This window comes from Barnesiella propionica (genome assembly GCF_025567045.1).
Classification (GTDB): Bacteria; Bacteroidota; Bacteroidia; order Bacteroidales; family Barnesiellaceae; genus Barnesiella_B; species Barnesiella_B propionica.
On the sequence record NZ_JAOQJK010000004.1, the window covers coordinates 171,222 to 194,562 of the forward strand.

Here is a 23,341-nt window from a genome sequence, read left to right on the forward strand (position 1 = left end):
ATTTGTCAAATGACATTTGCTGATCAGATAGATAAAAAACGGATGCCGAAGCACATCGCTATCATCATGGATGGTAACGGGCGCTGGGCTAAAGAACGGGGACATGAGCGTTCTTACGGACATGCGCAAGGAGTGGATGTGGTGCGTAAGATAACCGATGCCTCTTCCCGTTTAGGAATACAATATCTTACGCTCTATGCTTTTTCGACGGAGAACTGGAATCGTCCTCAGGAGGAGGTAAATATTCTGATGTCGCTTATCGTGTCGGCAATAGAGCGTGAGACGCCCGACCTGATAAAGAATAACGTGAGATTATCAACCATAGGAGATTTTCAGCGAATGCCGGCAGATGTGCAAGAGAGACTTGCTAAATGTATAAGAGATACTTCCGCCGGTACGGGATTGACGTTGAATTTGGCATTAAGTTATTCTTCCCGGTGGGAATTAGTGGATGTCGTTAAGAAAATAGCCAAGCAGGTACAACAGGGGGATATAGAAGTAGATGAAATAACGGAAAGCACGATAACCGATGCGCTTTCGACTGCGTCGATGCCAGATCCCGACTTGCTTATCCGTACAGGAGGGGAAGTGCGTATCAGCAATTTCCTTTTATGGCAGCTATCATATGCGGAATTGTATTTTACTGCAGAATATTGGCCCGATTTTAATGAAGAAAGTTTATATAAGGCTATTTATGATTATCAATCCCGTGAAAGGCGTTTCGGGAAAATAAGCGAACAATTATAATACAAAGATAACGAACTCATGCAATACAAGATGCATACAAAATTGCTTTTTATACTCTCTGTAATTTTAGCCGCAGGCTTTTTTACTTCTGCAGCTCAGACACAGGAACAACCTTTGGACACTATTTATAATCCTACTGTTATATATTCGGCGATCCCTAAGAAATATGAGATTGCGGGAATATCGGTAAAAGGAGGAACAAACTACGAAGATTTTGTATTGATCGGTTATTCGGGTTTAACCGTAGGAGAAACAATCGAAATACCCGGTAGTGAAATTACCGATGCGATGAAGCGATTCTGGAGACAAGGTCTTTTCTCTGACGTATCTATCGTTCTGACGAAAATTTATGGGAATAAAGCCTGGCTGGAAATCCGCTTGAAACAACAACCTCGTATTTCTCAAATTAATTATCACGGAATTAAGAAGAGCGAACGGGAAGAACTCGAAACCCGTTTGGGTCTTGTCAAGGGGAACCAGATAACTCCGAATATCGTGGACAGGGCTGTTAAGTTGATTAAGCAGCATTTCGATGAAAAAGGTTTTAAAAATGCCGTGGTGCAGATTAAGCAGAAAGATGATTTGGCCCATGAGAATGAAGTAATTGTAGATATAGATATAGATAAAAAAGAAAAGGTAAAAGTACATAAGATATATATCGACGGTAATCATGTACTTTCCGACAATAAGATACAACGGGTAATGAAGAAAACCAATGAAAAAGGAAAACTTATCAACCTGTTCAGGACTAAAAAATTTGTAGAAGATAATTATAAAGCCGATAAAGAACGTATTATAGATAAATATAATGAATTGGGTTATCGTGATGCAATAATCGTAAGTGATAGCGTAGTTCGTTATAACGATAAGACGGTAGACGTTTATATTAAAATTGACGAAGGCCGTAAATATTATTTACGGGATATAAGCTGGGTAGGAAATACAGTGTATCCTACCGAAGTATTGTCGGCTGTGTTGGGTATGCATCCGGGTGAAGTCTATAATCAGAAATTATTGAGGAAACGTACTTTGGAGGATGAGGATGCAGTTGCTAATCTGTATATGGACAAAGGATATCTTTTCTTCCAGTTGGTTCCGATTGAAAATAATGTTATGAACGACTCTATAGATCTGGAGCTTCGTATGATGGAAGGTCCTCAGGCACGTATCAATAAAGTCGTTATTAATGGTAACGACCGTTTGTATGAACATGTGATACGCCGTGAGCTTCGTACGAAACCGGGAGAACTTTTTAGTAAATCGGATCTGATGCGTTCGGCCCGTGAAATTGCGCAGACGGGGCATTTCGATCCTGAAACGATGGATATAAAGCCTCAACCGAATGAAGAGAACGGAACCGTGGATCTTATTTATAATCTGCAGTCCAAGGCTAATGACCAGATAGAATTTTCTGCCGGGTGGGGACAAACGGGTGTTATCGGGAAGTTGAGCCTTAAGTTTACTAATTTCTCAATGAGAAATTTACTTAATCCGAAATCATATAAGGGTATTATACCGCAGGGCGACGGGCAGACTTTTACTATCAGCGCCCAGACGAATGCAAAATATTATCAATCTTACAGCCTGTCTTTCTTTGATCCGTGGTTTGGCGGTAAGAGGCCGAACTCTTTATCCGTATCGGCTTATTACAGCCGTCAGACAGCAGTGAGCAGTTCGTTTTATAATAATAGCTTTAATCCGTATGCTTATTCCGGTTTGTACGGGAATAGTTATAATAACGGCTATCTCAACGATTATTATCAGAATAGCATGGAAAATGCCATCGATCCTGATAAATGGCTGCAAATGGTGGGTGTATCGGTGGGATTCGGTAAACGATTGAATTGGCCGGACGACTATTTTACTTTCTCTGCCGAGCTTGGCTATCAGTTGTATATGCTTAAGAACTGGGAATATCTTTATTATATGCAGAACGGTACTTCCCACAGTATTACGTTGGGGTTGACTTTGGCCCGTAACTCTATAGATAATCCTATATATACCCGCCGGGGTTCTCAATTCTCGATGTCTTTGCAACTTACACCTCCTTATTCTTTATGGGATAAAAAGAATTATAAAGAGCTTTCGGAGAAAGGAACGGCCGCGGCTAAAAAAGATATGTACAAATGGATCGAATACTATAAATTCAAATTTAAGAGTAAGGTCTACATACCTCTTACTTCGGCAGAAAGTCAGCACACGCTGGTATTAATGACGAGAGCTGACTTCGGATTATTAGGTTCGTATAATAAATATAAGAAATCTCCGTTTGAAACGTTTTATGTGGGAGGCGACGGTATGACGGGGTCATATACGTATGCCCAGGAAACTATAGGTTTACGTGGTTATGAAAACGGCTCATTAACTCCCTGGGGAAAAGATGGCTATGCTTATACCCGTCTGGGCTTTGAGTTGCATTTCCCGTTATTGCTGCAACCTTCGTCGACTATTTATGCTTTAGCTTTTGTAGAGGGAGGTAATGCCTGGACATCTTTGAGCAATTTTGATCCGTTCTCTTTGAAACGGTCGGCAGGAGCAGGTGTGCGTATTTTCTTGCCGATGATAGGTATGATGGGAATTGACTGGGCCTATGGTTTCGACAAAGTGTTCGGAGAAAGAGGCGGAAGCCATATTCATTTCATCTTAGGACAAGAATTTTAAATTGTGAAAAAATAGCAGCTATTCAGTTAAATGCTGCAAAACGAAATGAGTTAAAGATATCGAGCATGAATTTTTATGTTATCTTTAACTCATTCCTTATATAAATAGGAACAATGGACTTTATGTGAAATTTAAAAGTTTAAAAGATGAAAAAAATAGTACTGATGACAGTGTTGGTATTTGCGTTTGCAATCCACGCTTCGGCACAGAAATATGCGTTGGTAGATATGGAATATATTCTTAAGAATATTCCCTCGTACGAGATGGCTAACGAGCAGCTGAACCAAGTATCTCAGCGCTGGCAGAAAGAGGTAGAGGAAAAAGCGAAACAGGCAGAACAACTGTATAAAGATTATCAGTCCAATATGGTATTCCTGACCGAAGACATGAAGACGAAAAAAGAGGAAGAGATATTGGCAAAAGAAAAAGAAGTGAATGAATTGAGGCGGAATTATTTCGGCCCCGAGGGAGAATTGTTCAAAAAGCGTGAAAGCCTGATGAAACCGATACAGGATGATATTTATAATGCAGTAAAGAAAATATCGGAAGAAAAAGGATATATGATGATTCTGGACAGGGCTTCTTCTTCGAGTATAATTTTCGCATCGCCCCGTATAGATATTAGCAATGAAGTCCTTGCAAAATTAGGATATTCAAAATAATTGACTACTTTTGTGCCATAAACTTTTATAGCAAATAACAATAAAAAATTAATATCACAATGTTTAAGAAATTAGTAATTGCTCTTGTTTGCGCATTACCTTTGAGTATGAGTGCGCAATCATTTAAATTCGGAACGGTTAATTCCCAGGAGATTTTTAATATGATGCCCGAAAAGGCTGCTGCAGAAAAAACTCTCCAGGACGTAAATAAAAAGTACGAAGATGAGTTTATGAAAATCCAGGAAGAATTTACTAAGAAGTATAAGGAATTCCAGGCTATGGGCGACACTGTTCCCGAAACTATCAAAATGCGTCGTGCTCAGGAAGTACAAGACTCCCAGAACCGTATAGAGAGTTTCCGTGAAATGGCGACTGCCGATATTCAGAAACAACAGGAAAAATTGTTAGCTCCTATTTCTCAGAAATTGCAGGAGGCAATTAGGTCGGTAGGTGCAGAAAATAAATTCACTTTTATTTTTGATTTAGCTTATCCCGGTGTGCTTTATAACGGTGCTCCGAGCGAAGATGTGACTCCGTTGGTGAAAGCTAAGTTAGGATTGAAATAATATTCTTTAAAATCATAGAAAAAGGATGATAACGCATTATCATCCTTTTTCCGTTTTAGTCCTTTGATTATGGTGCAAACATTTTCTTCAGAACCGGGAGCTATCGGCGTTTTTGATTCAGGATACGGCGGACTTACCATTTTAGAGGAGATACGGCGTGAAATGCCCCAGTACGATTATATATATGTGGGCGATAATGCTCGTGCTCCTTACGGTACACGTTCGTTTGAGGTTGTATATGAATTTACCAGGCAAGCGGTATTGCACTTGTTTGCACAAGGTTGCCAACTGGTTATATTAGCTTGTAATACAGCTTCGGCAAAAGCCTTGCGTACCATACAGCAAACCGATTTGCCTAAGGTCGCTCCTGATCATCGCGTGTTGGGGGTAATCAGGCCTACGGTGGAAGCTTTGGGAGAATTGACACGAACCGGGCATATAGGGGTGTTGGGAACGCCGGGGACCATACGTTCGGCATCATATCCGATGGAAATAAATAAGATGTATCCCGGTTTTAAGGTGTATGGAGAGTCTTGTCCTATGTGGGTACCTTTAGTCGAGAATAACGAATATAATGCACCTGGTGCCGACTATTTTGTAAAGAAATATATAAGTTCGCTGTTAAGTCGATCTTCGGATATCGATACGGTTGTTCTGGGATGTACTCATTATCCTTTGTTGTTGGAAAAAATTAAATCTGTACTTCCTGCCGGAGTATTTCCTTTGATACAAGGAGAACTGGTTGCCAGGAGCCTGAAAGATTATTTATTGCGTCATCCCGAGATGGAAATGCGTTGCACGAAAGGAGGGAACTGCCGTTACCAGACAACCGAGGCTGTACATAAATTTTCGGAAGCCGCCGCTTTGTTCCTGCATGAAGAAGTAGAGGCTGAACATATTATTCTGGAATAATTAAAATTGGAAATATGGCATTGGTAAGAATAAATAAATATATAAGTGATACCGGCTTTTGTTCGCGTCGTGAAGCCGATCAGCTAATTGCGGACGAGCGGGTAACGGTAAACGGAATTTTAGCTGAAATGGGTACGAAGGTTTCCGATACCGATAAAGTGAAAATCGACGGACAGATACTGAGACCCGCAGTTAAGTTGCCGGACGAGGCGAGACCGGTGAAGAAAAAGAAAATAATGTCAGATGAAGGTGATGCAACTCCGCGTCGCAGAGGCGGTAAGTCAGGTACGCGTGGTTCTGCACGTAATAGTAGGATAGGATATGTAAAGCCTGATGATATTACTTCAGAGAAAACCGCACGAGGTTTTTCTGTAGCTAAGAAAGACAAATATCCGTCCCGTAAGTCCGGTAAAAGCAAATCCGGGTTATCGGGGAAAAAATAAATGTATAGAACCGGGAATAGTGTTTACATAATATTTTTATGTTTTGTTATTCTCCGGGATTTATTTTTATTTGGTTCTATTTTAGAAATATATATGATATTATTGGCCGGAGAATCAACAGAATATAAAAAAGTTTTGGATACAAAAAAGGCTTGCAAAAAAATGCAAGCCTTTTCTTATAGATTATTTTTTATACTTCTTCAGTTTCGTCGTACCATTTAGAGTACATCAGATAGTTTTTCGCTATTTTCTGGTTTATCTCTTTAGATTGTTCCGGGTCAACCATTTTTATGAATTTGGCGGGAGCTCCTCCCCACAGTTCACCGGGTTTGATAACGGTCTTGCTCAGGACTACCGAGCCGGCAGCTACAATAGCTCCTTCTCCTACTTCCACATGGTCCAGCAATACAGCCCCCATACCGATAAGTGCGAAGTCTTTTATTTTAGCACCGTGTACGGTAACATTGTGTCCGATCGATACATCGTCTCCTATTTCGATAGTTGATTTTTGATAGAGAGTATGTAATACGGAACCGTCTTGTATATTTACCCGGTTGCCGATGCGTATTGAATTGACATCGCCTCTTAAAACGGTGTTGAACCATATGCTGCATTCATCGCCTATTATTGTATCACCTATAATCGTGGCATTGTCGGCCAGAAAGCAATCTTTTCCTATTTTAGGGGTATATCCCCTTACTGATTTTATAAGTGCCATATTTTAGATTTTATATAATGTTATAAAGCGGATGTGGCATTACGTAACCATTCCTGCTCTTCGTTTGTCAGTTCCGGGCTTAATGTTCGATATACTGTTTCGTGGTAATTGTTAAGCCATTCTATTTCCTCTTTTGTCATAAGCGTTTTGTCAAAGGCCTTTTTGTCGAAGGGGAATAAAGTGAGTGTTTCAAATTTGTAGAAACGTCCGAATTCTGTTTCTCTGTCGTTTACCGTAAGTACAAGATTTTCACAGCGAATTCCATATTTCCCTGTACGGTATAATCCAGGCTCGTTAGATGTGACCATACCTGGCATCAAAGGAGTCGGATTCTCTTCAAGGCGTATGTTTTGCGGGCCTTCATGCACGTTGAGGAAATGGCCTACACCGTGTCCTGTTCCGTGTAAATAATTTAATCCTTCATTCCACAGGTAATGACGTGCCAGAACATCCAGTTGAGCTCCTCTTGTACCTTGAGGGTAGTGCGCTGTTGCTAAAGCTATGTGTCCCTTCATGACCAGCGTGAAATCCTGTTTCTGTTCCGGTGTGAGTTCTCCGAGCGCGATAGTGCGGGTGATATCGGTCGTCCCGTCAAGATATTGAGCCCCCGAATCAATCAGTAGAAATCCGTTGGTAGAGAGAGTTGCATTACTTTCGGGAGTAGCCGAGTAATGAACGATCGCTCCGTGCTCGTTGAATCCGGCGATTGTAGAGAAACTTTCTCCTACATAATGCTTGCCCGCCGAACGAAATTCTTTTAATTTTTCGGCGACGGTAATTTCTGTTACATTACCGTCTGAGAGATGTGCTTCGAGCCAGCGGAAAAATCTTACCAATGCTACCCCGTCCCTTTTCATGGCAGTTTTTATTCCTTCGATTTGGACCGGGTTCTTTACGCTTTTAAGCATACTTACCGGAGAGGTGGTTTCGCGTATGATGCAATGGCCAGGAATGGTATTTATCAGTGTGTAATTTACCTTTTTAGGATCAACTAATATGGATGTGTCTTCCGGCAGAGAGGCCAGGAATGGCAATATGTCGGTATAAGGACGGAATGTTATGCCTTCTTTTTTCAGATAGGCCGTGCTTTCTTCTGTTAATTTTTGAGAGTCTATAAATAATATCCGTTGTGTATCCGATAGAAATGCATAACAGATTACAACAGGATTACATTCTACATCGGACCCGCGCACATTGAAAACCCACGCTATTTCGTCCAGTGCAGCGAGCAAGGTAGATGTTGCTTTGTTTTTGCGCACTTGTTCCAGTACCCGGTTTACTTTGTTGTCGACCGACTCTCCGCTGAATTTTTCATTATGGATGAAAAGTTTGTTGTCCGGTATTTTCGGCCTGTCGGCCCAAATAGTGTTGAAAGGTGTAAAATCGGATATAAATTTAAGCTCGCTATCTTCGAATAGCTGTTTCATGTTCCTTGCTTCTGCTGCGGAAAATAAAGTTCCGTCAACCGCAATGACCGAACCGGCCGGAAGTTCTGTAATGAGCCAGTCATTTATTGCCGGGGTCTCAGGCAGTCCGTCTTTGAATAGGTCGAATCCAGAATCTTTTAATTGTTGTGCGGCTTGTAAGAAATATCGCGAGTCTGTCCATAATCCGGCCTTGTCGGTAGTGATGACCGCCGTTCCGGCTGAACCGTTGAATCCTGATATCCATCCTCTGGCTTTCCAGTGTTCTGCACTGTATTCGCTCAAATGAGGGTCGGTGCCCGGTACGATGAAGGCGGATATACCTTTCTTACGCATTTCGTTGCGCAATGCATCTAATCTTGGTAACGTATTCTTGCTCATATTATGTATGATTTTATTAGAAACAAAGATACAATATAATTAGGTCAATTCGAAATTATGGTAGAACAATCGTCTGTCCCGTATAGCCGGAAAATATTTTCTGGTTTTATTATTCCGGTTTAATTTTAAGATGATAAGAACCAAAAAAAGCGCAAGTTATCCATAAAATATCTCCGAAAGTTTTGTTTATCACGAAACAATATATAATTTTGCACCGCATTTTATCCGAGATAAAACAAATTAAATAATTTATAATATGATAGTAGTTCCAGTAAAAGAAGGCGAGAACATTGAAAAAGCTTTGAAGAAATTCAAAAGAAAATTTGAAAAAACCGGTGTAGTTAAAGAACTTAGAAGTCGTCAGGCATTTGAAAAACCATCTGTGGTAAATCGTAAAAAGATTATGCGTGCGATTTATGTTCAGAAATTGCAACAGGTAGAAGAGTAAATTCCCTTTTGTTAAGTTGGAAATCTGAATTCTTTTCTTTATTTTCGTAGCGTAAGATCAAGTTACGCTCGTTATGTCGATTGAATCATTTTTAAGATATATCCGGTATGAGAAAAACTTGTCTTCTCATACCGTATTGTCATATAAAAATGATTTATTTCAATTTAAAGAGTATGTAGAGAGGAGCAATGGCAGTTTTGATGTAGCGGAAATTACCCGGGATCAGATAAGAAATTGGGTAATGGATTTGGGGGAAAGAGATGTATCCCGTACGATTAGCCGCAAAATATCCTCTTTACGTTCGTTCTTTCATTTTTTGGTGAAGCAGAAATACATTCCCGAGAGTCCCGTAAAGGATATCTCATTACCCAAGATTCGCCGGAAATTACCGGGGTTTGTTCGTCAGGAAGTCATGAACGAGGTGATAGACGTAGGTGATTACGGTAAAGGGTTCGGTGCAGTCCGGGACCGTTTGATTATAGATATGTTATATAGTATAGGGTTGAGGCGTGCCGAGTTGATAAATTTGACCGATGATGAGGTGGATTGTAGTACGGGAGAGTTGAGGGTGACCGGTAAGCGGAATAAACAGCGCATTATTCCGTTTGGACCTATACTGAAAGATGAGATATTGTATTATATGGAAATGCGAAATGAAAAGTTCGGATTTCCCGTGACGGCATTTTTCGTAAGGGATAACGGTGAACCTTTATATCCCCAGTTTGTATATCGGTTAGTAAAACGCTCTTTGGAAGGTGTGAGTACGCTTGTCCGAAAAAGTCCGCATGTATTGCGCCATTCATTCGCTTCGGCTATGTTAAATAACGGGGCGGAGTTGAATACGGTGAAAGAACTGCTTGGTCACAGCTCGCTGGCATCGACGGAGGTATATACTCATATAACGTTCGAAGAGCTGAAACGAAGTTATAACCTGGCTCATCCCAGAGCCCTAAAAAAAGGAGGAAATATGGAAATTCGGATTCAATCAATTCATTTTGACGCTTCTGCTCAGTTGGAAAGTTTTATTCAGAAAAAGGTGTCAAAATTGGCTCAGTATTATGATGAAATCATAGCTGCTGAAGTTTTACTTAAAGTGGTAAAGCCCGAAACCGTACAAAATAAAGAAGCCGGTATCAAGTTGTTGATTCCAAAAGCCGAGGATTTATTCTCGAGCAAGGTCGCAAATACTTTTGAAGAAGCTGTCGATTTGGCGGTTGACGCTTTAGTAAAGCAGCTTCAGAAAAACAAAGAAAAAACACGCTGTAAATAAAAAAATGCGATAATAATTTTTGTAGTTCGAAATTATTGCCTAAATTTGCACCCGTTTCCCACAGGATAATACTGCTCTGTAGGAGCGGGTGTATGTTTCCTGCCGATGTAGCTCAGTTGGCCAGAGCACGTGATTTGTAATCTCGGGGTCGTGGGTTCGAATCCCTCCATCGGCTCCAGAAAAGGAAATAAATATTTGTTAGGGCGAATACCAGAGTGGCCAAATGGGGCAGACTGTAAATCTGCTGACGTACGTCTTCGGTGGTTCGAATCCATCTTCGCCCACAAAAAATGCGGAAGTAGCTCAGTTGATAGAGCATCAGCCTTCCAAGCTGAGGGTCGCGAGTTTGAGCCTCGTCTTCCGCTCTATAAGTAAGGATTGCCAATGTAGCTCAGCGGTAGAGCACTTCCTTGGTAAGGAAGAGGTCACGGGTTCAAGTCCCGTCATCGGCTCAAGTTTTGAATGCTAATCATTAATCAAAAATAAATAACAAAGTTATGGCAAAAGAACAGTTCCAACGTACCAAACCACACGTAAATATTGGTACTATTGGTCACGTAGACCACGGTAAAACGACTTTGACTGCTGCAATCACAACCGTACTTGCAAAGAAAGGTCTTTCTGAATTACGTTCTTTCGATTCTATCGATAACGCTCCTGAAGAAAAAGAACGTGGTATTACAATTAATACTTCTCACGTAGAATATGAAACGGCAAATCGTCACTACGCTCACGTTGACTGTCCGGGTCACGCCGACTATGTAAAGAACATGGTTACCGGTGCTGCTCAGATGGACGGAGCTATTATTGTAGTTGCTGCAACTGACGGTCCTATGCCTCAGACTCGCGAGCACATCCTTTTGGCTCGTCAGGTAAATGTTCCCCGTATCGTTGTTTTCTTGAACAAATGCGATATGGTTGACGATGAAGAAATGCTTGAACTCGTTGAAATGGAAATGAGAGAACTTCTCTCTGCTTATGAATACGATGGCGACAATACTCCTATTATTCGCGGTTCTGCTCTGGGTGCTTTGAATGGTGAAGCTCAATGGGAAGATAAAGTAATGGAATTGATGGAAGCTGTTGATACTTGGATTCCTCTGCCTCCGCGTGATGTTGATAAACCTTTCTTGATGCCTGTTGAAGACGTATTCTCGATTACTGGTCGTGGTACTGTTGCTACAGGTCGTATCGAAACCGGTATTATCAAAGTAGGAGATGAAGTTCAAATTATCGGTCTTGGTGCAGAAGGTAAAAAATCTGTTGTTACCGGGGTTGAAATGTTCCGTAAACTTCTTGACGAAGGACAAGCTGGTGATAACGTAGGTTTGTTGCTTCGTGGTATCGATAAGAATGAAATTAAACGTGGTATGGTTATTTGCCATCCGGGACAGGTTAAGCCTCATTCTAAATTCAAAGCTCAGGTTTATATCCTGAAGAAAGAAGAAGGTGGCCGTCACACTCCGTTCCACAACCACTATCGTCCTCAGTTCTATATTCGTACCTTGGACGTAACAGGTGAAATTACTTTACCGGAAGGCGTTGAAATGGTAATGCCTGGTGACCATGTAACTATCAATGTTGAGTTGATCAATCCGGTTGCATGTGACTTAGGTTTGCGTTTCGCTATCCGTGAAGGTGGCCGTACTGTAGGTTCTGGTCAGATTACAGAAATCTTAGACTAATTACAGATATAAATTTAAACCGGCTCAATATAGAGCTGGTTTAATACGGGTCTAGCTCAGTTGGTAGAGCACTGGTCTCCAAAACCAGGTGTCGGGAGTTCGAGTCTCTCGACCCGTGCAAATCCGAGAATAAAATGAAAAAATTAAAAATACTTGCAGATATCGAGGATTCTTATAATGAACTTGTTCATAAAGTATCCTGGCCTACCAAGTCCGAGTTGGCGAATAGCGCAGTAGTTGTTATGTTTGCTTCCCTAATCATAGCTATTGTGATATTTGCAATGGATCAATGCATCGATTTCATCATGCACTTTATTTATAGCATAAACTAATTCAGGGAGGTAAAATCAATGTCTGACGAAAAGAAAGGATGGTACGTTCTGCGTGCCATTAGTGGTAAAGAGAACAAGGTCAAAGAAACTCTTGATGCAGAAATCAAGAATACTGATCTTGGTAATTTCGTATTTCAGGTTTTGATACCTACCGAAAAGGTTTATTCTGTACGTAACGGAAAGAAGGTTGTAAAAGAAAAGAACCTTTATTCCGGTTATGTGTTTGTTGAAGCCATCTTAGTAGGAGAGGTTATTCATCGCCTACGTAATACGACAAACGTTATCGATTTTCTGGGAGGAAAGGCTAATCAGCCGGAACCCTTAAGACCTTCGGAGGTTAATCGTATGCTGGGTGCTGTTGACGAAATGCAGGAAATAGGCGATGAGCCTGTTGTTTCTTACGCAGTAGGTGAAACAGTAAAGGTAAACTACGGTCCGTTTAACGGGTTTAGTGGTGTTATCGAAGAAGTGAATAACGAAAAGAAGAAGTTGAAGGTGATGGTTAAGATCTTTGGTCGCAAGACTCCTCTTGAACTGGAAAATTCGCAAGTAGAAAGGGAATGATTACATTGGTTACGCAATGTAACGGCCCTCGGTATTTAACATATCAAAATTAAAAACAATGGCTAAAGAAATTGCTGGACAGATCAAATTACAGATTAAAGGTGGTGCAGCAAACCCCTCTCCTCCTGTAGGACCTGCTTTAGGTTCTAAAGGAATCAATATCATGGAGTTTTGCAAGCAATTCAACGCCCGTACTCAAGACAAAGCTGGAAAGGTTTTGCCGGTTGTAATTACTTACTATACCGATAAATCTTTCGATTTTATAGTTAAGACTCCTCCCGTTGCCGTTCAATTGCTCGAAGTTTCGAAACAAAAGAGCGGATCGGCGGAACCTAACCGTAAAAAAGTAGCTGAAATAACTTGGGATCAGGTTAAGGCAATTGCTGAAGACAAAATGGTCGATTTGAACTGTTTTACTTTAGATTCAGCGATGAGTATGGTTGCTGGTACAGCGAGAAGTATGGGTATCACCGTTAAAGGGGAATTCCCGGTAAATAATTAATAAACTTCAATTGAAATGGGTAAACTGACAAAAAATCAAAAGTTAGCTTTCGACAAAATTGAAGCAGGGAAGGCCTACTCACTCAAGGAAGCATCACAGTTGGTAAAGGATATTACTTATACTAAATTTGATTCTTCCCTTGATATAGATGTACGTTTAGGTGTAGATCCACGTAAAGCAAACCAGATGGTAAGAGGCGTAGTCTCTTTACCTCATGGAACCGGAAAACAGGTACGCGTTCTTGTATTGTGTACTCCCGATGCCGAAGCAGATGCTAAGGCCGCTGGTGCAGATTACGTTGGTCTGGATGAATATATCGATAAAATCAAATCTGGTTGGACCGATATTGATGTTATCATCACCATGCCTGCTATCATGGGTAAAATTGGTGCCCTGGGTCGTGTATTAGGTCCTCGTGGCTTGATGCCTAATCCTAAGAGTGGTACTGTGACTACCGATGTCGCTAAAGCTGTTAAAGAAGTAAAGCAAGGTAAGATCGACTTTAAAGTTGATAAAAACGGTATCGTACACGCCTCAATAGGTAAAGTTTCGTTTACTGCTGATCAAATAAGGGATAATGCAAGAGAATTTATTTCTACCTTGATTAAGTTGAAACCTACTGCTGCTAAAGGTGCTTATATAAAGAGCATTTTTCTTTCGAGTACAATGAGCCCGGGTATTAAAATCGAGCCTAAATCAGTTGATGAGATTTAAAAAATTGAATTATGAGAAAGGAAGATAAAAGCACAGTTATTGAGCAAATAGCAGATACTATAAAAGAGTACAACTGCTTCTACTTGACTGAAACGGCCTCTTTGGATGCTGAAAAAACAAGTGCACTTCGTCGTGCTTGTTTCAAAGAAGGTATCAAATTGATGGTTGTAAAAAACACCTTGCTTCATAAAGCAATGGAAAGTCTTGACGTGGATTATTCTCCGCTGTACGAGACTTTGAAAGGATCTACAACTATTATGTTCTCTAATGTTGGTAATGCACCGGCTAAATTGATTAAGGAATTTACGAAAACTTCGGATCTTCCTGCATTAAAAGCCGCATATGTAGAAGAAAGTTTCTATATAGGAGCTAACCAACTTGACTCTTTGGTTGCTATTAAGAGCAAAAACGAACTTATTGCTGATGTTATCGCATTGTTACAATCGCCTGTTAAGAACGTTGTATCTGCACTTCAGTCAGGTGGTTCAACAATTCACGGAGTATTACAGACACTCTCTGAAAGATAATTTTATTACAGTAAAAATTAGATTAAATAACATTTAAATCATACAAAAATGGCAGATTTAAAAGCTTTTGCAGAACAATTAGTTAACTTGACCGTAAAGGAAGTAAACGAACTTGCTCAAATTTTGAAAGAAGAGTATAACATTGAACCTGCTGCTGCAGCTGTTGCTGTTGCTGCTCCTGCTGCTGCTGGTGCAGCTGCTGAGGAAAAATCAGCATTCGATGTAGTTTTGAAAGCCGCTGGTGCTAACAAACTTGCAATTGTTAAATTGGTTAAAGAACTCACCGGTCTTGGCTTGAAAGAAGCTAAAGATTTAGTTGACGGTGCTCCTAGCAACATTAAAGAAGGACTTGCTAAAGCTGAAGCTGAAGCATTGAAAAAACAACTTGAAGAAGCTGGAGCTGAAGTTGAACTTAAATAGTATTATACTTGTAAAAACAAGTATTTTGGTTAGGAATCCTCGAAGGAGGGTTCTTAACCTTTTGTGTCTATTTTAATATTAAGTTCACTTAATCCATATTTTAAATGTCTTCAAACATAGGTAAACAACGGGTTAATTTTGCTTCAATTAAAAATCCTCTCCCTTATCCGGATTTTCTTGAGGTTCAATTGAAGTCATTTCAAGACTTTCTCCAACTTGATACACCCCCCGAAAAAAGAAAGAATGAGGGTTTGTACAAAGTGTTCGCAGAAAATTTTCCTATAGCGGACACACGTAACAATTTTGTCCTCGAATTTTTGGATTATTACATCGATCCGCCGAGATATACTATCGACGAATGTATCGAAAGAGGTTTAACATACAGCGTTCCTTTAAAGGCAAAGCTGAAGTTGTACTGTACAGATCCCGATCATGAAGATTTTGCGACTGTGATTCAGGATGTGTATCTGGGGCCTATTCCATACATGACAGAAAAAGGTACTTTTGTTATCAACGGTGCAGAACGTGTCGTTGTTTCCCAGTTGCACCGTTCGCCCGGTGTTTTCTTCGGACAGAGTACTCATGCAAACGGAACGAAGTTGTATTCGGCCCGTATAATCCCCTTCAGAGGTTCTTGGATTGAGTTTGCTACAGACATTAATAATGTCATGTATGCATATATCGATCGTAAGAAGAAATTGCCTGTTACCACTTTGCTTCGTGCAATAGGATTCGAGAGCGATAGGGATATCCTTGAGATTTTTGGCCTTGCCGAAGAAATGAAGGTGAACAAAACCAATATGAAGAAGGCTATCGGCCGTCGGTTGGCAGCCCGTGTATTGAAGACTTGGGTGGAAGATTTTGTGGATGAAGATACAGGTGAAGTTGTCTCTATCGAGCGTAATGAAGTTGTTATCGATCGTGAAACCGTTCTGGAAGAAGATCATATTAACGAAATACTCGAGTCTGGCGTACAAAATATTCTTTTGCACAAGGAAGACAGCAATGCCTCTGATTATTCGATTATTTTCAATACGCTGCAGAAAGACTCCTCTAACTCGGAGAAGGAAGCAGTGCTGTATATATACCGTCAGCTTCGTAATGCCGAGCCGGCCGATGACGCCAGCGCTCGCGAGGTTATCACTAACCTGTTCTTTTCTGAAAAGAGATATGATCTGGGTGAGGTAGGACGTTACAGGATTAACAAGAAATTGAATCTGAGTACTCCTCCTGATGTGAAAGTTCTTACGAAAGAAGACATTATTGAGATTATTAAATATCTCATTGAATTGATCAATTCAAAAACCGATGTAGATGATATCGACCACTTGAGTAACCGTCGTGTTCGTACGGTAGGAGAGCAGTTGTATAATCAGTTTGGCGTAGGTCTGGCCCGTATGTCGCGCACAATTCGCGAGCGTATGAACGTGCGGGATAACGAGGTATTCACCCCGATAGACCTGATCAATGCTAAAACTATTTCATCGGTTATCAATACATTTTTCGGAACGAATGCGTTGTCACAGTTTATGGACCAGACCAATCCTCTGGCCGAGATGACGCATAAACGCCGTATGTCGGCGCTGGGGCCTGGCGGTCTTTCCCGCGAGCGTGCCGGTTTCGAGGTGCGGGACGTACATTATACGCATTATGGCCGTCTCTGTCCTATCGAAACTCCTGAAGGGCCTAATATCGGTCTTATATCTTCATTGTGTGTATATGCGAAGATTAATGATCTCGGTTTTATTGAAACACCTTACCGTAAGGTAGAGAACGGAAAAGTAGATTTGAGCGAGGAAGGTATAGAATACCTGACGGCTGAGATCGAAGAAGGTAAAGTTATCGCTCAGGGTAATGCTCCGTTGAATGATGATGGTACTTTTATCCGCAGTCGTGTAAAAGCACGTTTGGATGCAGACTTCCCTGTGGTGGCTCCGGACGAGGTGCAGATGATGGATGTTTCTCCTACGCAGATAGCTTCGATAGCAGCATCTCTTATTCCTTTCCTGGAACATGACGATGCTAACCGTGCTTTGATGGGATCGAACATGATGCGTCAGGCAGTTCCTTTGTTGCGTTCCGAAGCTCCTGTTGTGGGAACCGGATTGGAAGGTCAGCTGATACGTGATTCTCGTACTCAGATTACAGCAGAAGGAGACGGCGTAGTAGAATTTGTAGATGCTACAACTATTCGTATTCGCTATGACCGAACCGAAGATGAAGAATTCGTAAGTTTTGAAGATTCTGTTAAAGAATACAATATTCCGAAATTCCGCAAGACCAACCAGAGTACGACAGTGGACTTACGTCCTATCTGTACAAAAGGACAACGGGTGTCTGCGGGAGAGATTCTTACCGAAGGTTATTCTACCGAAAACGGAGAATTGGCTTTGGGACGTAACCTTAAAGTGGCATTTATGCCCTGGAAGGGTTACAACTATGAGGATGCTATCGTTTTAAACGAACGTGTAGTCCGTGAAGATATACTTACTTCTGTTCACGTAGACGAATATTCTCTGGAAGTTCGTGAAACGAAACGTGGTATGGAAGAGCTTACCTCTGATATTCCGAACGTTAGCGAAGATGCTACGAAAGATTTGGATGAAAGAGGTATTATCCGTGTAGGAGCTCATGTCAATCCGGGCGATATTATGATAGGAAAGATTACTCCTAAAGGCGAATCAGATCCTTCTCCCGAAGAAAAATTGCTTCGTGCGATTTTCGGTGATAAAGCCGGTGATGTGAAAGATGCTTCGTTGAAGGCAACTCCTTCATTGAAAGGTATTGTTATCGGGACTAATTTATTCTCTCGTGCTATTAAGAAAAAGAAATCTAAACTTAGCGACAAAGCTATTTTGCCTAAGCTTGACGAGGAGTATGAAACGAAGATGAACGCTTTGAAAGATGTGCTTATCGAGAAATTGATGGTATTGACGCAAGGCAAGACTTCTCAGGGGGTGAAAGATTTCATGGGAACCGATGTTATTGCCAAGGGTGCTAAATTTACCCAGGCTGCTTTGAGTAAAATAGATTATACGGCTATACAGGTAAGTAAATGGACGACGGATCCGGCTAAGAACGAAATGATTCGTCAGACCATAATCAATTATCTCAAGAAATACAAAGAGTATGATGCTGAATTGCGCAGGAAGAAATTTGATATTTCTATCGGTGACGAGTTGCCTTCCGGAATCGTACAGATGGCCAAAGTTTATATAGCTAAGAAGCGTAAGATCAGCGTGGGAGATAAGATGGCCGGCCGCCATGGTAACAAAGGTATCGTATCCCGTATCGTTCGCCAGGAAGATATGCCGTTCCTGGAGGACGGAACTCCGGTAGATATTGTGTTGAACCCTCTGGGTGTACCTTCCCGTATGAACCTCGGTCAGATATTTGAAACCGTGTTAGGTTGGGCCGGTGCTAAATTAGGAGAGAAATTTGCTACGCCTATATTCGACGGTGCCAGTATGGATGATCTGAACGAGTGGACCGATAAAGCCGGTGTACCGCGTTACGGTAAAACATATTTGTATGATGGCGGAACAGGAGATCGTTTCGACCAGCCGGCAACAGTGGGTGTTATCTATATGTTGAAACTGGGGCACATGGTCGAAGACAAGATGCATGCCCGTTCTATAGGCCCGTACTCGCTTATTACACAGCAACCGCTTGGTGGTAAAGCTCAGTTTGGTGGACAACGTTTTGGTGAGATGGAGGTTTGGGCGCTTGAAGCCTTTGGTGCTGCTCATGTGCTGCAGGAAATCCTTACTATCAAGTCCGATGACGTAGTAGGACGTTCTAAGGCTTATGAGGCCATTGTAAAAGGTGAGCCTATGCCTAATCCCGGTATCCCCGAGTCCCTTAATGTTTTGTTGCATGAATTGAGAGGTCTTGGTCTTAGCATCAATTTAGAATAATAAAATAAGGGAATTTGCAGACTTTCAGAAGAGAGTCTGCATTCCTGCTAACTCTTTATAATTTAAATATATGGCTTTTAGAAAAGATAACAAGATAAAGAGTAACTTTTCGAAGATTTCGATTGGTTTGGCTTCTCCCGAAGAGATTCTGGAAAATTCCAGCGGTGAAGTGTTAAAACCCGAAACCATCAACTATCGTACCTATAAGCCCGAACGTGACGGTTTGTTTTGCGAACGTATTTTCGGGCCGGTAAAAGATTACGAATGTCATTGCGGTAAATATAAACGTATTCGTTATAAAGGGATCGTATGTGACCGCTGTGGTGTGGAAGTTACCGAAAAGAAGGTACGCCGTGAACGCATGGGGCACATTCAACTGGTCGTTCCTGTGGCACATATCTGGTACTTCCGTTCATTACCGAATAAAATCGGTTATTTGTTGGGGTTGCCCAGCAAAAAACTGGATGCAATTGTTTATTACGAGCGTTATGTAGTCATACAACCGGGTATTAAGAACGATACGCTGGCTAAATATGACTTGCTTTCCGAAGAAGAATATCTCGATATTATGGAGACTCTTCCTAAAGAAAACCAGATGCTCGAGGATACCGATCCGAATAAATTCATTGCCAAGATGGGTGCAGAAGCTATTTATGATCTTCTCGCTACTCTTGACCTGGACGACCTTTCTTATGATTTGCGTCATAAGGCCAATACCGACGGATCCCAACAGCGCAAGAGCGAGGCTCTTAAACGTCTTCAGGTAGTAGAGTCTTTCCGTGCATCCAAAGGCCGTAATAAGCCTGAATGGATGATTATGAAGGTCGTTCCGGTGATACCTCCCGAATTGCGTCCTTTGGTTCCTCTGGACGGCGGACGTTTTGCTACCTCCGACCTTAACGATCTTTATCGTCGCGTAATTATCCGTAATAACCGTCTGAAACGACTGATGGAAATCAAAGCTCCCGAAGTAATTTTGCGTAATGAAAAACGTATGCTTCAGGAAGCAGTCGATTCTTTGTTGGATAATTCACGTAAATCGAGTGCTGTTAAAACGGATGCCAATCGTCCTTTGAAATCCCTTTCGGATAGTTTGAAAGGAAAACAAGGACGTTTCCGCCAGAACCTTCTTGGTAAACGTGTTGACTATTCGGCCCGTTCGGTAATTGTCGTAGGCCCGGAACTCAAAATGCACGAGTGCGGTCTTCCTAAGGATATGGCCGCCGAATTATATAAACCGTTCGTTATACGTAAACTTATCGAACGCGGTATTGTAAAAACGGTGAAGTCCGCTAAAAAAATAGTTGACCGTAAAGAACCGGTCGTATGGGATATTCTTGAACATGTTATGAAGGGACATCCGGTTATGCTTAACCGTGCTCCTACTTTGCACCGTTTGGGTATCCAGGCTTTCCAGCCCAAGATGATTGAAGGAAAAGCCATCCAGTTGCACCCGTTGGCTTGTACGGCGTTCAATGCCGACTTCGACGGTGACCAGATGGCTGTTCACTTGCCTTTGGGTAACGAAGCAATTCTCGAGGCTCAAATGCTCATGTTGGGAGCACATAATATCCTGAATCCTGCGAATGGTGCGCCTATTACAGTTCCTTCTCAGGATATGGTTCTGGGATTGTATTATATTACCAAGCTTCGTCCCGGCGCGAAAGGCGAAGGGCTTAAGTTTTACGGTCCTGAAGAAGCCGAGATCGCTTATAATGAAGGTAAAGTTACTTTGCACTCTCCGATATCGGTTATTGTAAAGGATTTGGACGAAAACGGTAATCTGGTAGAGAAGATGATAGATAAGACTTCGGTGGGACGTGTGCTGTTTAATCAGTTCGTACCGAAAGAAGTAGGTTATATCAACCAGATTATTTCGAAGAAATCTTTGCGGGAAATCATCGGTAAGGTAATCAAGGTATGTGGTGTTACACGCTCGGCACAATTCCTTGATGATATTAAGAATCTGGGTTATCAGATGGCCTTCAAGGGTGGCTTGTCTTTCAACTTGGGAGACGTGCTTATTCCTGAAGAAAAAGAAACTTTGGTAAACGAAGGTTATGCCGAAGTGGAACAGATTCTTAATAACTATAATATGGGTTTCATTACCTATAATGAACGTTATAACCAAATTATCGATATTTGGACACATGTGAATTCCAGATTATCCGATATTTTGATGAAACAATTGACCGCCGATAATCAGGGATTCAACTCTGTATTTATGATGCTTGACTCCGGAGCCCGTGGTTCTAAAGACCAGATACGCCAGCTTTCCGGTATGCGTGGTCTTATGGCGAAACCGCAGAAGTCTGGAGCAGAAGGAGGTCAGATCATTGAAAACCCGATTTTGGCGAACTTCAAAGAAGGTTTGTCGGTATTGGAATACTTTATCTCTACTCACGGTGCCCGTAAAGGTTTGGCCGATACGGCATTGAAAACGGCAGATGCAGGTTATCTGACCCGTCGTTTGGTGGATGTCGCTCATGATGTAATCATTCATGAAGAAGATTGCGGTACATTGAGAGGTTTGGTCTGTACGGAAATTAAAAATAATGAAGAAGTAGTTGCTTCACTGGGTGAAAGAATATTGGGACGTGTTTCCGTTCACGATGTACAGCATCCGTTGACGGGAGAGATTCTGGTTCATTCCGGTGAAGAAATTACGGAAGATATAGCCAAGAAGATCGAAGATTCACCTATAGAACGCGTAGAAATACGTTCGGTGCTTACTTGCGAGTCTAAGAAAGGTGTTTGTGCCAAGTGTTACGGACGTAATCTTTCCAACAACCGAATGGTGCAGAAGGGTGAAGCTGTGGGCGTTATTGCCGCCCAGTCAATCGGTGAGCCGGGAACACAGCTGACGTTGCGTACGTTCCACGTCGGTGGTATCGCTTCTAATATTGCGGCTGTGTCCAGTGTAACATCCCGTTATGACGGTATTCTGGAAATAGACGAGCTTCGTACGGTGGAAAGTGTGAACGAGACCGGACAGAAAGTCCAGATCGTAGTAGGCCGTCTGGCAGAAATGCGTATTGTAGACCCGAACACCAAGATTGTTCTTACTACTGCTAACATACCTTATGGTTCTAAACTTTATTTCAATAGTGGCGACACTTTGAAAAAAGGCGATATGGTGTGTGAATGGGATCCTTTCAATGCTGTTATCGTTTCGGAAGTTGCCGGTAAGGTTGATCTGGAATTTGTAGAAGAAGGTGTGACTTATCGTGTTGAATCGGACGAACAGACAGGTTTGCGTGAAAAGATCATTATCGAATCCAAAGACAGAACCCGTGTACCGGCCGCTCATATTGTAGATGAAAACGGAAATGTTCTCAAGACATATGCATTACCTGTGGGAGCTCACCTCATGGTAGACCAAGGTAAAGAGCTGAAAGCCGGTGAGGTATTCGTGAAGATACCTCGCGCCGTAGGTAAAGCCGGTGACATCACAGGAGGTCTTCCTCGTGTTACCGAGTTGTTCGAAGCTCGTAACCCGTCGAATCCCGCTGTCGTATCTGAAATTGACGGTGAAGTAATTTTCGGTAAAGTGAAACGTGGTAACCGTGAAATTTCGGTGATATCCAAGACCGGTGAAACGAAAAAATACCTTGTACCTCTGTCTAAACAGATATTGGTTCAGGATAACGACTATGTACGTGCTGGTACTCCTCTTTCGGACGGTGCTATCACGCCGAGCGATATTCTTGCGATTAAAGGCCCCACGGCTGTTCAGGAATATATCGTAAACGAAGTTCAGGACGTATATCGTATGCAGGGTGTGAAGATTAACGATAAACACTTTGAGGTTATTGTTCGTCAGATGATGCGTAAGGTAACGATACTTGACCCGGGAGATACCCGCTTCCTGGAACAGCAAATTATAGACAAACAGGAATTCATGGAAGAGAATGACCGTATCTGGGGTAAGAAAGTTGTTGTGGAGTCGGGTGATTCTCAGACAATGAAGCCCGGACAGATAGTAACTGCACGCAAATTACGTGACGAGAATTCGGCTCTTAAACGTAAAGACTTGCGTCCGGTTGAAGTTCGTGACGCTATACCTGCTACATCGGAACAGATTTTGCAAGGTATTACGCGTGCGGCATTACAGACTTCCAGTTTTATGTCGGCTGCATCGTTCCAGGAAACGACAAAGGTTCTTAACGAGGCCGCTATTAACGGTAAGGTAGATTATCTGGAAGGTATGAAGGAGAATGTGATTTGCGGTCACCTGATTCCTGCCGGTACGGGTCAGCGTGAATTCGATAAGTTGATTGTCGGTTCCAAAGAGGAGTTCGACCGCGTTTTTGCAAACCGTAAAAACGTAACGGATTTTTAATAAACGCTGATAGAAATCTTATATGCCGGGACATGACGAAGTAATCCGTTATGTCCCGGTTTTTTATGTCTATAATGGGATCTGGTGTATGTATAGGTAAACTTAG

The 23,341-nt window shown here is 41.8% G+C and carries 19 protein-coding genes and 5 tRNA genes; 22 read left to right on the plus strand and 2 right to left on the minus strand.

What is annotated here, in order from left to right; genetic code table 11:
- Positions 1–9: 9 nt before the first annotated feature.
- The 6 genes from OCV73_RS07155 (at position 10) to OCV73_RS07180 (ending at position 5,991) form a co-directional block, all read left to right on the plus strand.
- The gene (locus OCV73_RS07155) at positions 10–747 is read left to right on the plus strand and encodes an isoprenyl transferase (protein ID WP_147550806.1); all 738 of its coding nucleotides are present in this window, start codon (positions 10–12) and stop codon (positions 745–747) included.
- Between the two features lie 30 nt (positions 748–777).
- Positions 778–3,408: an outer membrane protein assembly factor BamA gene (gene bamA, locus OCV73_RS07160; RefSeq protein ID WP_147550808.1), complete on the plus strand. Its 2,631-nt coding sequence runs from the start codon at positions 778–780 to the stop codon at positions 3,406–3,408.
- Between the two features lie 146 nt (positions 3,409–3,554).
- Entirely contained in the window at positions 3,555–4,070 is a 516-nt protein-coding gene (locus OCV73_RS07165) for an OmpH family outer membrane protein (RefSeq protein ID WP_147550810.1), read from the plus strand.
- Between the two features lie 59 nt (positions 4,071–4,129).
- A complete protein-coding gene (locus OCV73_RS07170; RefSeq protein ID WP_147550812.1) occupies positions 4,130–4,636 on the plus strand; it encodes an OmpH family outer membrane protein in 507 nt (168 codons plus the stop codon).
- 69 nt (positions 4,637–4,705) lie between these two features.
- A complete protein-coding gene (murI, locus tag OCV73_RS07175; protein ID WP_147550814.1) occupies positions 4,706–5,548 on the plus strand; it encodes a glutamate racemase in 843 nt (280 codons plus the stop codon).
- A 14-nt stretch (positions 5,549–5,562) separates the two neighbouring features.
- Entirely contained in the window at positions 5,563–5,991 is a 429-nt protein-coding gene (locus tag OCV73_RS07180; protein ID WP_147550816.1) for a S4 domain-containing protein, read from the plus strand.
- Between the two features lie 190 nt (positions 5,992–6,181).
- Here OCV73_RS07180 and OCV73_RS07185 read toward each other — a convergent pair whose 3' ends face one another.
- Positions 6,182–6,709 carry a gamma carbonic anhydrase family protein gene (locus tag OCV73_RS07185; RefSeq protein WP_147550818.1) on the minus strand — a complete coding sequence of 176 codons (528 nt, stop codon included), beginning with the start codon at positions 6,707–6,709 and terminating at the stop codon, positions 6,182–6,184.
- A 20-nt stretch (positions 6,710–6,729) separates the two neighbouring features.
- Positions 6,730–8,514 carry an aminopeptidase P family protein gene (locus OCV73_RS07190; RefSeq protein ID WP_147550820.1) on the minus strand — a complete coding sequence of 595 codons (1,785 nt, stop codon included), beginning with the start codon at positions 8,512–8,514 and terminating at the stop codon, positions 6,730–6,732.
- 256 nt (positions 8,515–8,770) lie between these two features.
- Between OCV73_RS07190 and rpsU the strand changes: the two genes are divergently transcribed.
- From rpsU to rpoC, 16 genes are all read left to right on the plus strand, one after another.
- On the plus strand, positions 8,771–8,962 hold the full coding sequence (rpsU, locus tag OCV73_RS07195; protein WP_147550822.1) for a 30S ribosomal protein S21: 192 nt from the start codon (positions 8,771–8,773) through the stop codon (positions 8,960–8,962).
- A gap of 73 nt (positions 8,963–9,035) precedes the next feature.
- Entirely contained in the window at positions 9,036–10,232 is a 1,197-nt protein-coding gene (locus tag OCV73_RS07200) for a tyrosine-type recombinase/integrase (protein WP_147550824.1), read from the plus strand.
- A 101-nt stretch (positions 10,233–10,333) separates the two neighbouring features.
- Positions 10,334–10,410, plus strand: a tRNA-Thr gene (locus OCV73_RS07205).
- A gap of 23 nt (positions 10,411–10,433) precedes the next feature.
- A tRNA-Tyr gene (locus tag OCV73_RS07210) sits at positions 10,434–10,516 on the plus strand.
- 8 nt (positions 10,517–10,524) lie between these two features.
- Positions 10,525–10,597, plus strand: a tRNA-Gly gene (locus OCV73_RS07215).
- A gap of 15 nt (positions 10,598–10,612) precedes the next feature.
- A tRNA-Thr gene (locus OCV73_RS07220) sits at positions 10,613–10,684 on the plus strand.
- A gap of 45 nt (positions 10,685–10,729) precedes the next feature.
- The gene (gene tuf, locus OCV73_RS07225) at positions 10,730–11,917 is read left to right on the plus strand and encodes an elongation factor Tu (protein ID WP_147550826.1); all 1,188 of its coding nucleotides are present in this window, start codon (positions 10,730–10,732) and stop codon (positions 11,915–11,917) included.
- 45 nt (positions 11,918–11,962) lie between these two features.
- Positions 11,963–12,035, plus strand: a tRNA-Trp gene (locus OCV73_RS07230).
- A 16-nt stretch (positions 12,036–12,051) separates the two neighbouring features.
- On the plus strand, positions 12,052–12,249 hold the full coding sequence (secE, locus tag OCV73_RS14575) for a preprotein translocase subunit SecE (protein WP_147550828.1): 198 nt from the start codon (positions 12,052–12,054) through the stop codon (positions 12,247–12,249).
- A gap of 18 nt (positions 12,250–12,267) precedes the next feature.
- On the plus strand, positions 12,268–12,813 hold the full coding sequence (gene nusG, locus OCV73_RS07235) for a transcription termination/antitermination protein NusG (protein ID WP_147550830.1): 546 nt from the start codon (positions 12,268–12,270) through the stop codon (positions 12,811–12,813).
- Positions 12,814–12,871: 58 nt separating this feature from the next.
- Complete coding sequence (rplK, locus tag OCV73_RS07240; protein ID WP_147550832.1) at positions 12,872–13,315, plus strand: 50S ribosomal protein L11; 444 nt, start codon at positions 12,872–12,874, stop codon at positions 13,313–13,315.
- Between the two features lie 15 nt (positions 13,316–13,330).
- A complete protein-coding gene (rplA, locus tag OCV73_RS07245; RefSeq protein WP_147550834.1) occupies positions 13,331–14,029 on the plus strand; it encodes a 50S ribosomal protein L1 in 699 nt (232 codons plus the stop codon).
- 11 nt (positions 14,030–14,040) lie between these two features.
- Positions 14,041–14,556: a 50S ribosomal protein L10 gene (gene rplJ / locus OCV73_RS07250; RefSeq protein WP_147550836.1), complete on the plus strand. Its 516-nt coding sequence runs from the start codon at positions 14,041–14,043 to the stop codon at positions 14,554–14,556.
- A gap of 48 nt (positions 14,557–14,604) precedes the next feature.
- Entirely contained in the window at positions 14,605–14,976 is a 372-nt protein-coding gene (gene rplL, locus OCV73_RS07255; protein ID WP_147550838.1) for a 50S ribosomal protein L7/L12, read from the plus strand.
- Between the two features lie 104 nt (positions 14,977–15,080).
- The gene (gene rpoB / locus OCV73_RS07260) at positions 15,081–18,893 is read left to right on the plus strand and encodes a DNA-directed RNA polymerase subunit beta (protein WP_147550840.1); all 3,813 of its coding nucleotides are present in this window, start codon (positions 15,081–15,083) and stop codon (positions 18,891–18,893) included.
- 70 nt (positions 18,894–18,963) lie between these two features.
- Positions 18,964–23,235 (plus strand): DNA-directed RNA polymerase subunit beta', encoded by a 4,272-nt coding sequence (gene rpoC, locus OCV73_RS07265; RefSeq protein ID WP_147550842.1) that lies wholly within the window; start codon positions 18,964–18,966, stop codon positions 23,233–23,235.
- Positions 23,236–23,341: the final 106 nt, after the last annotated feature.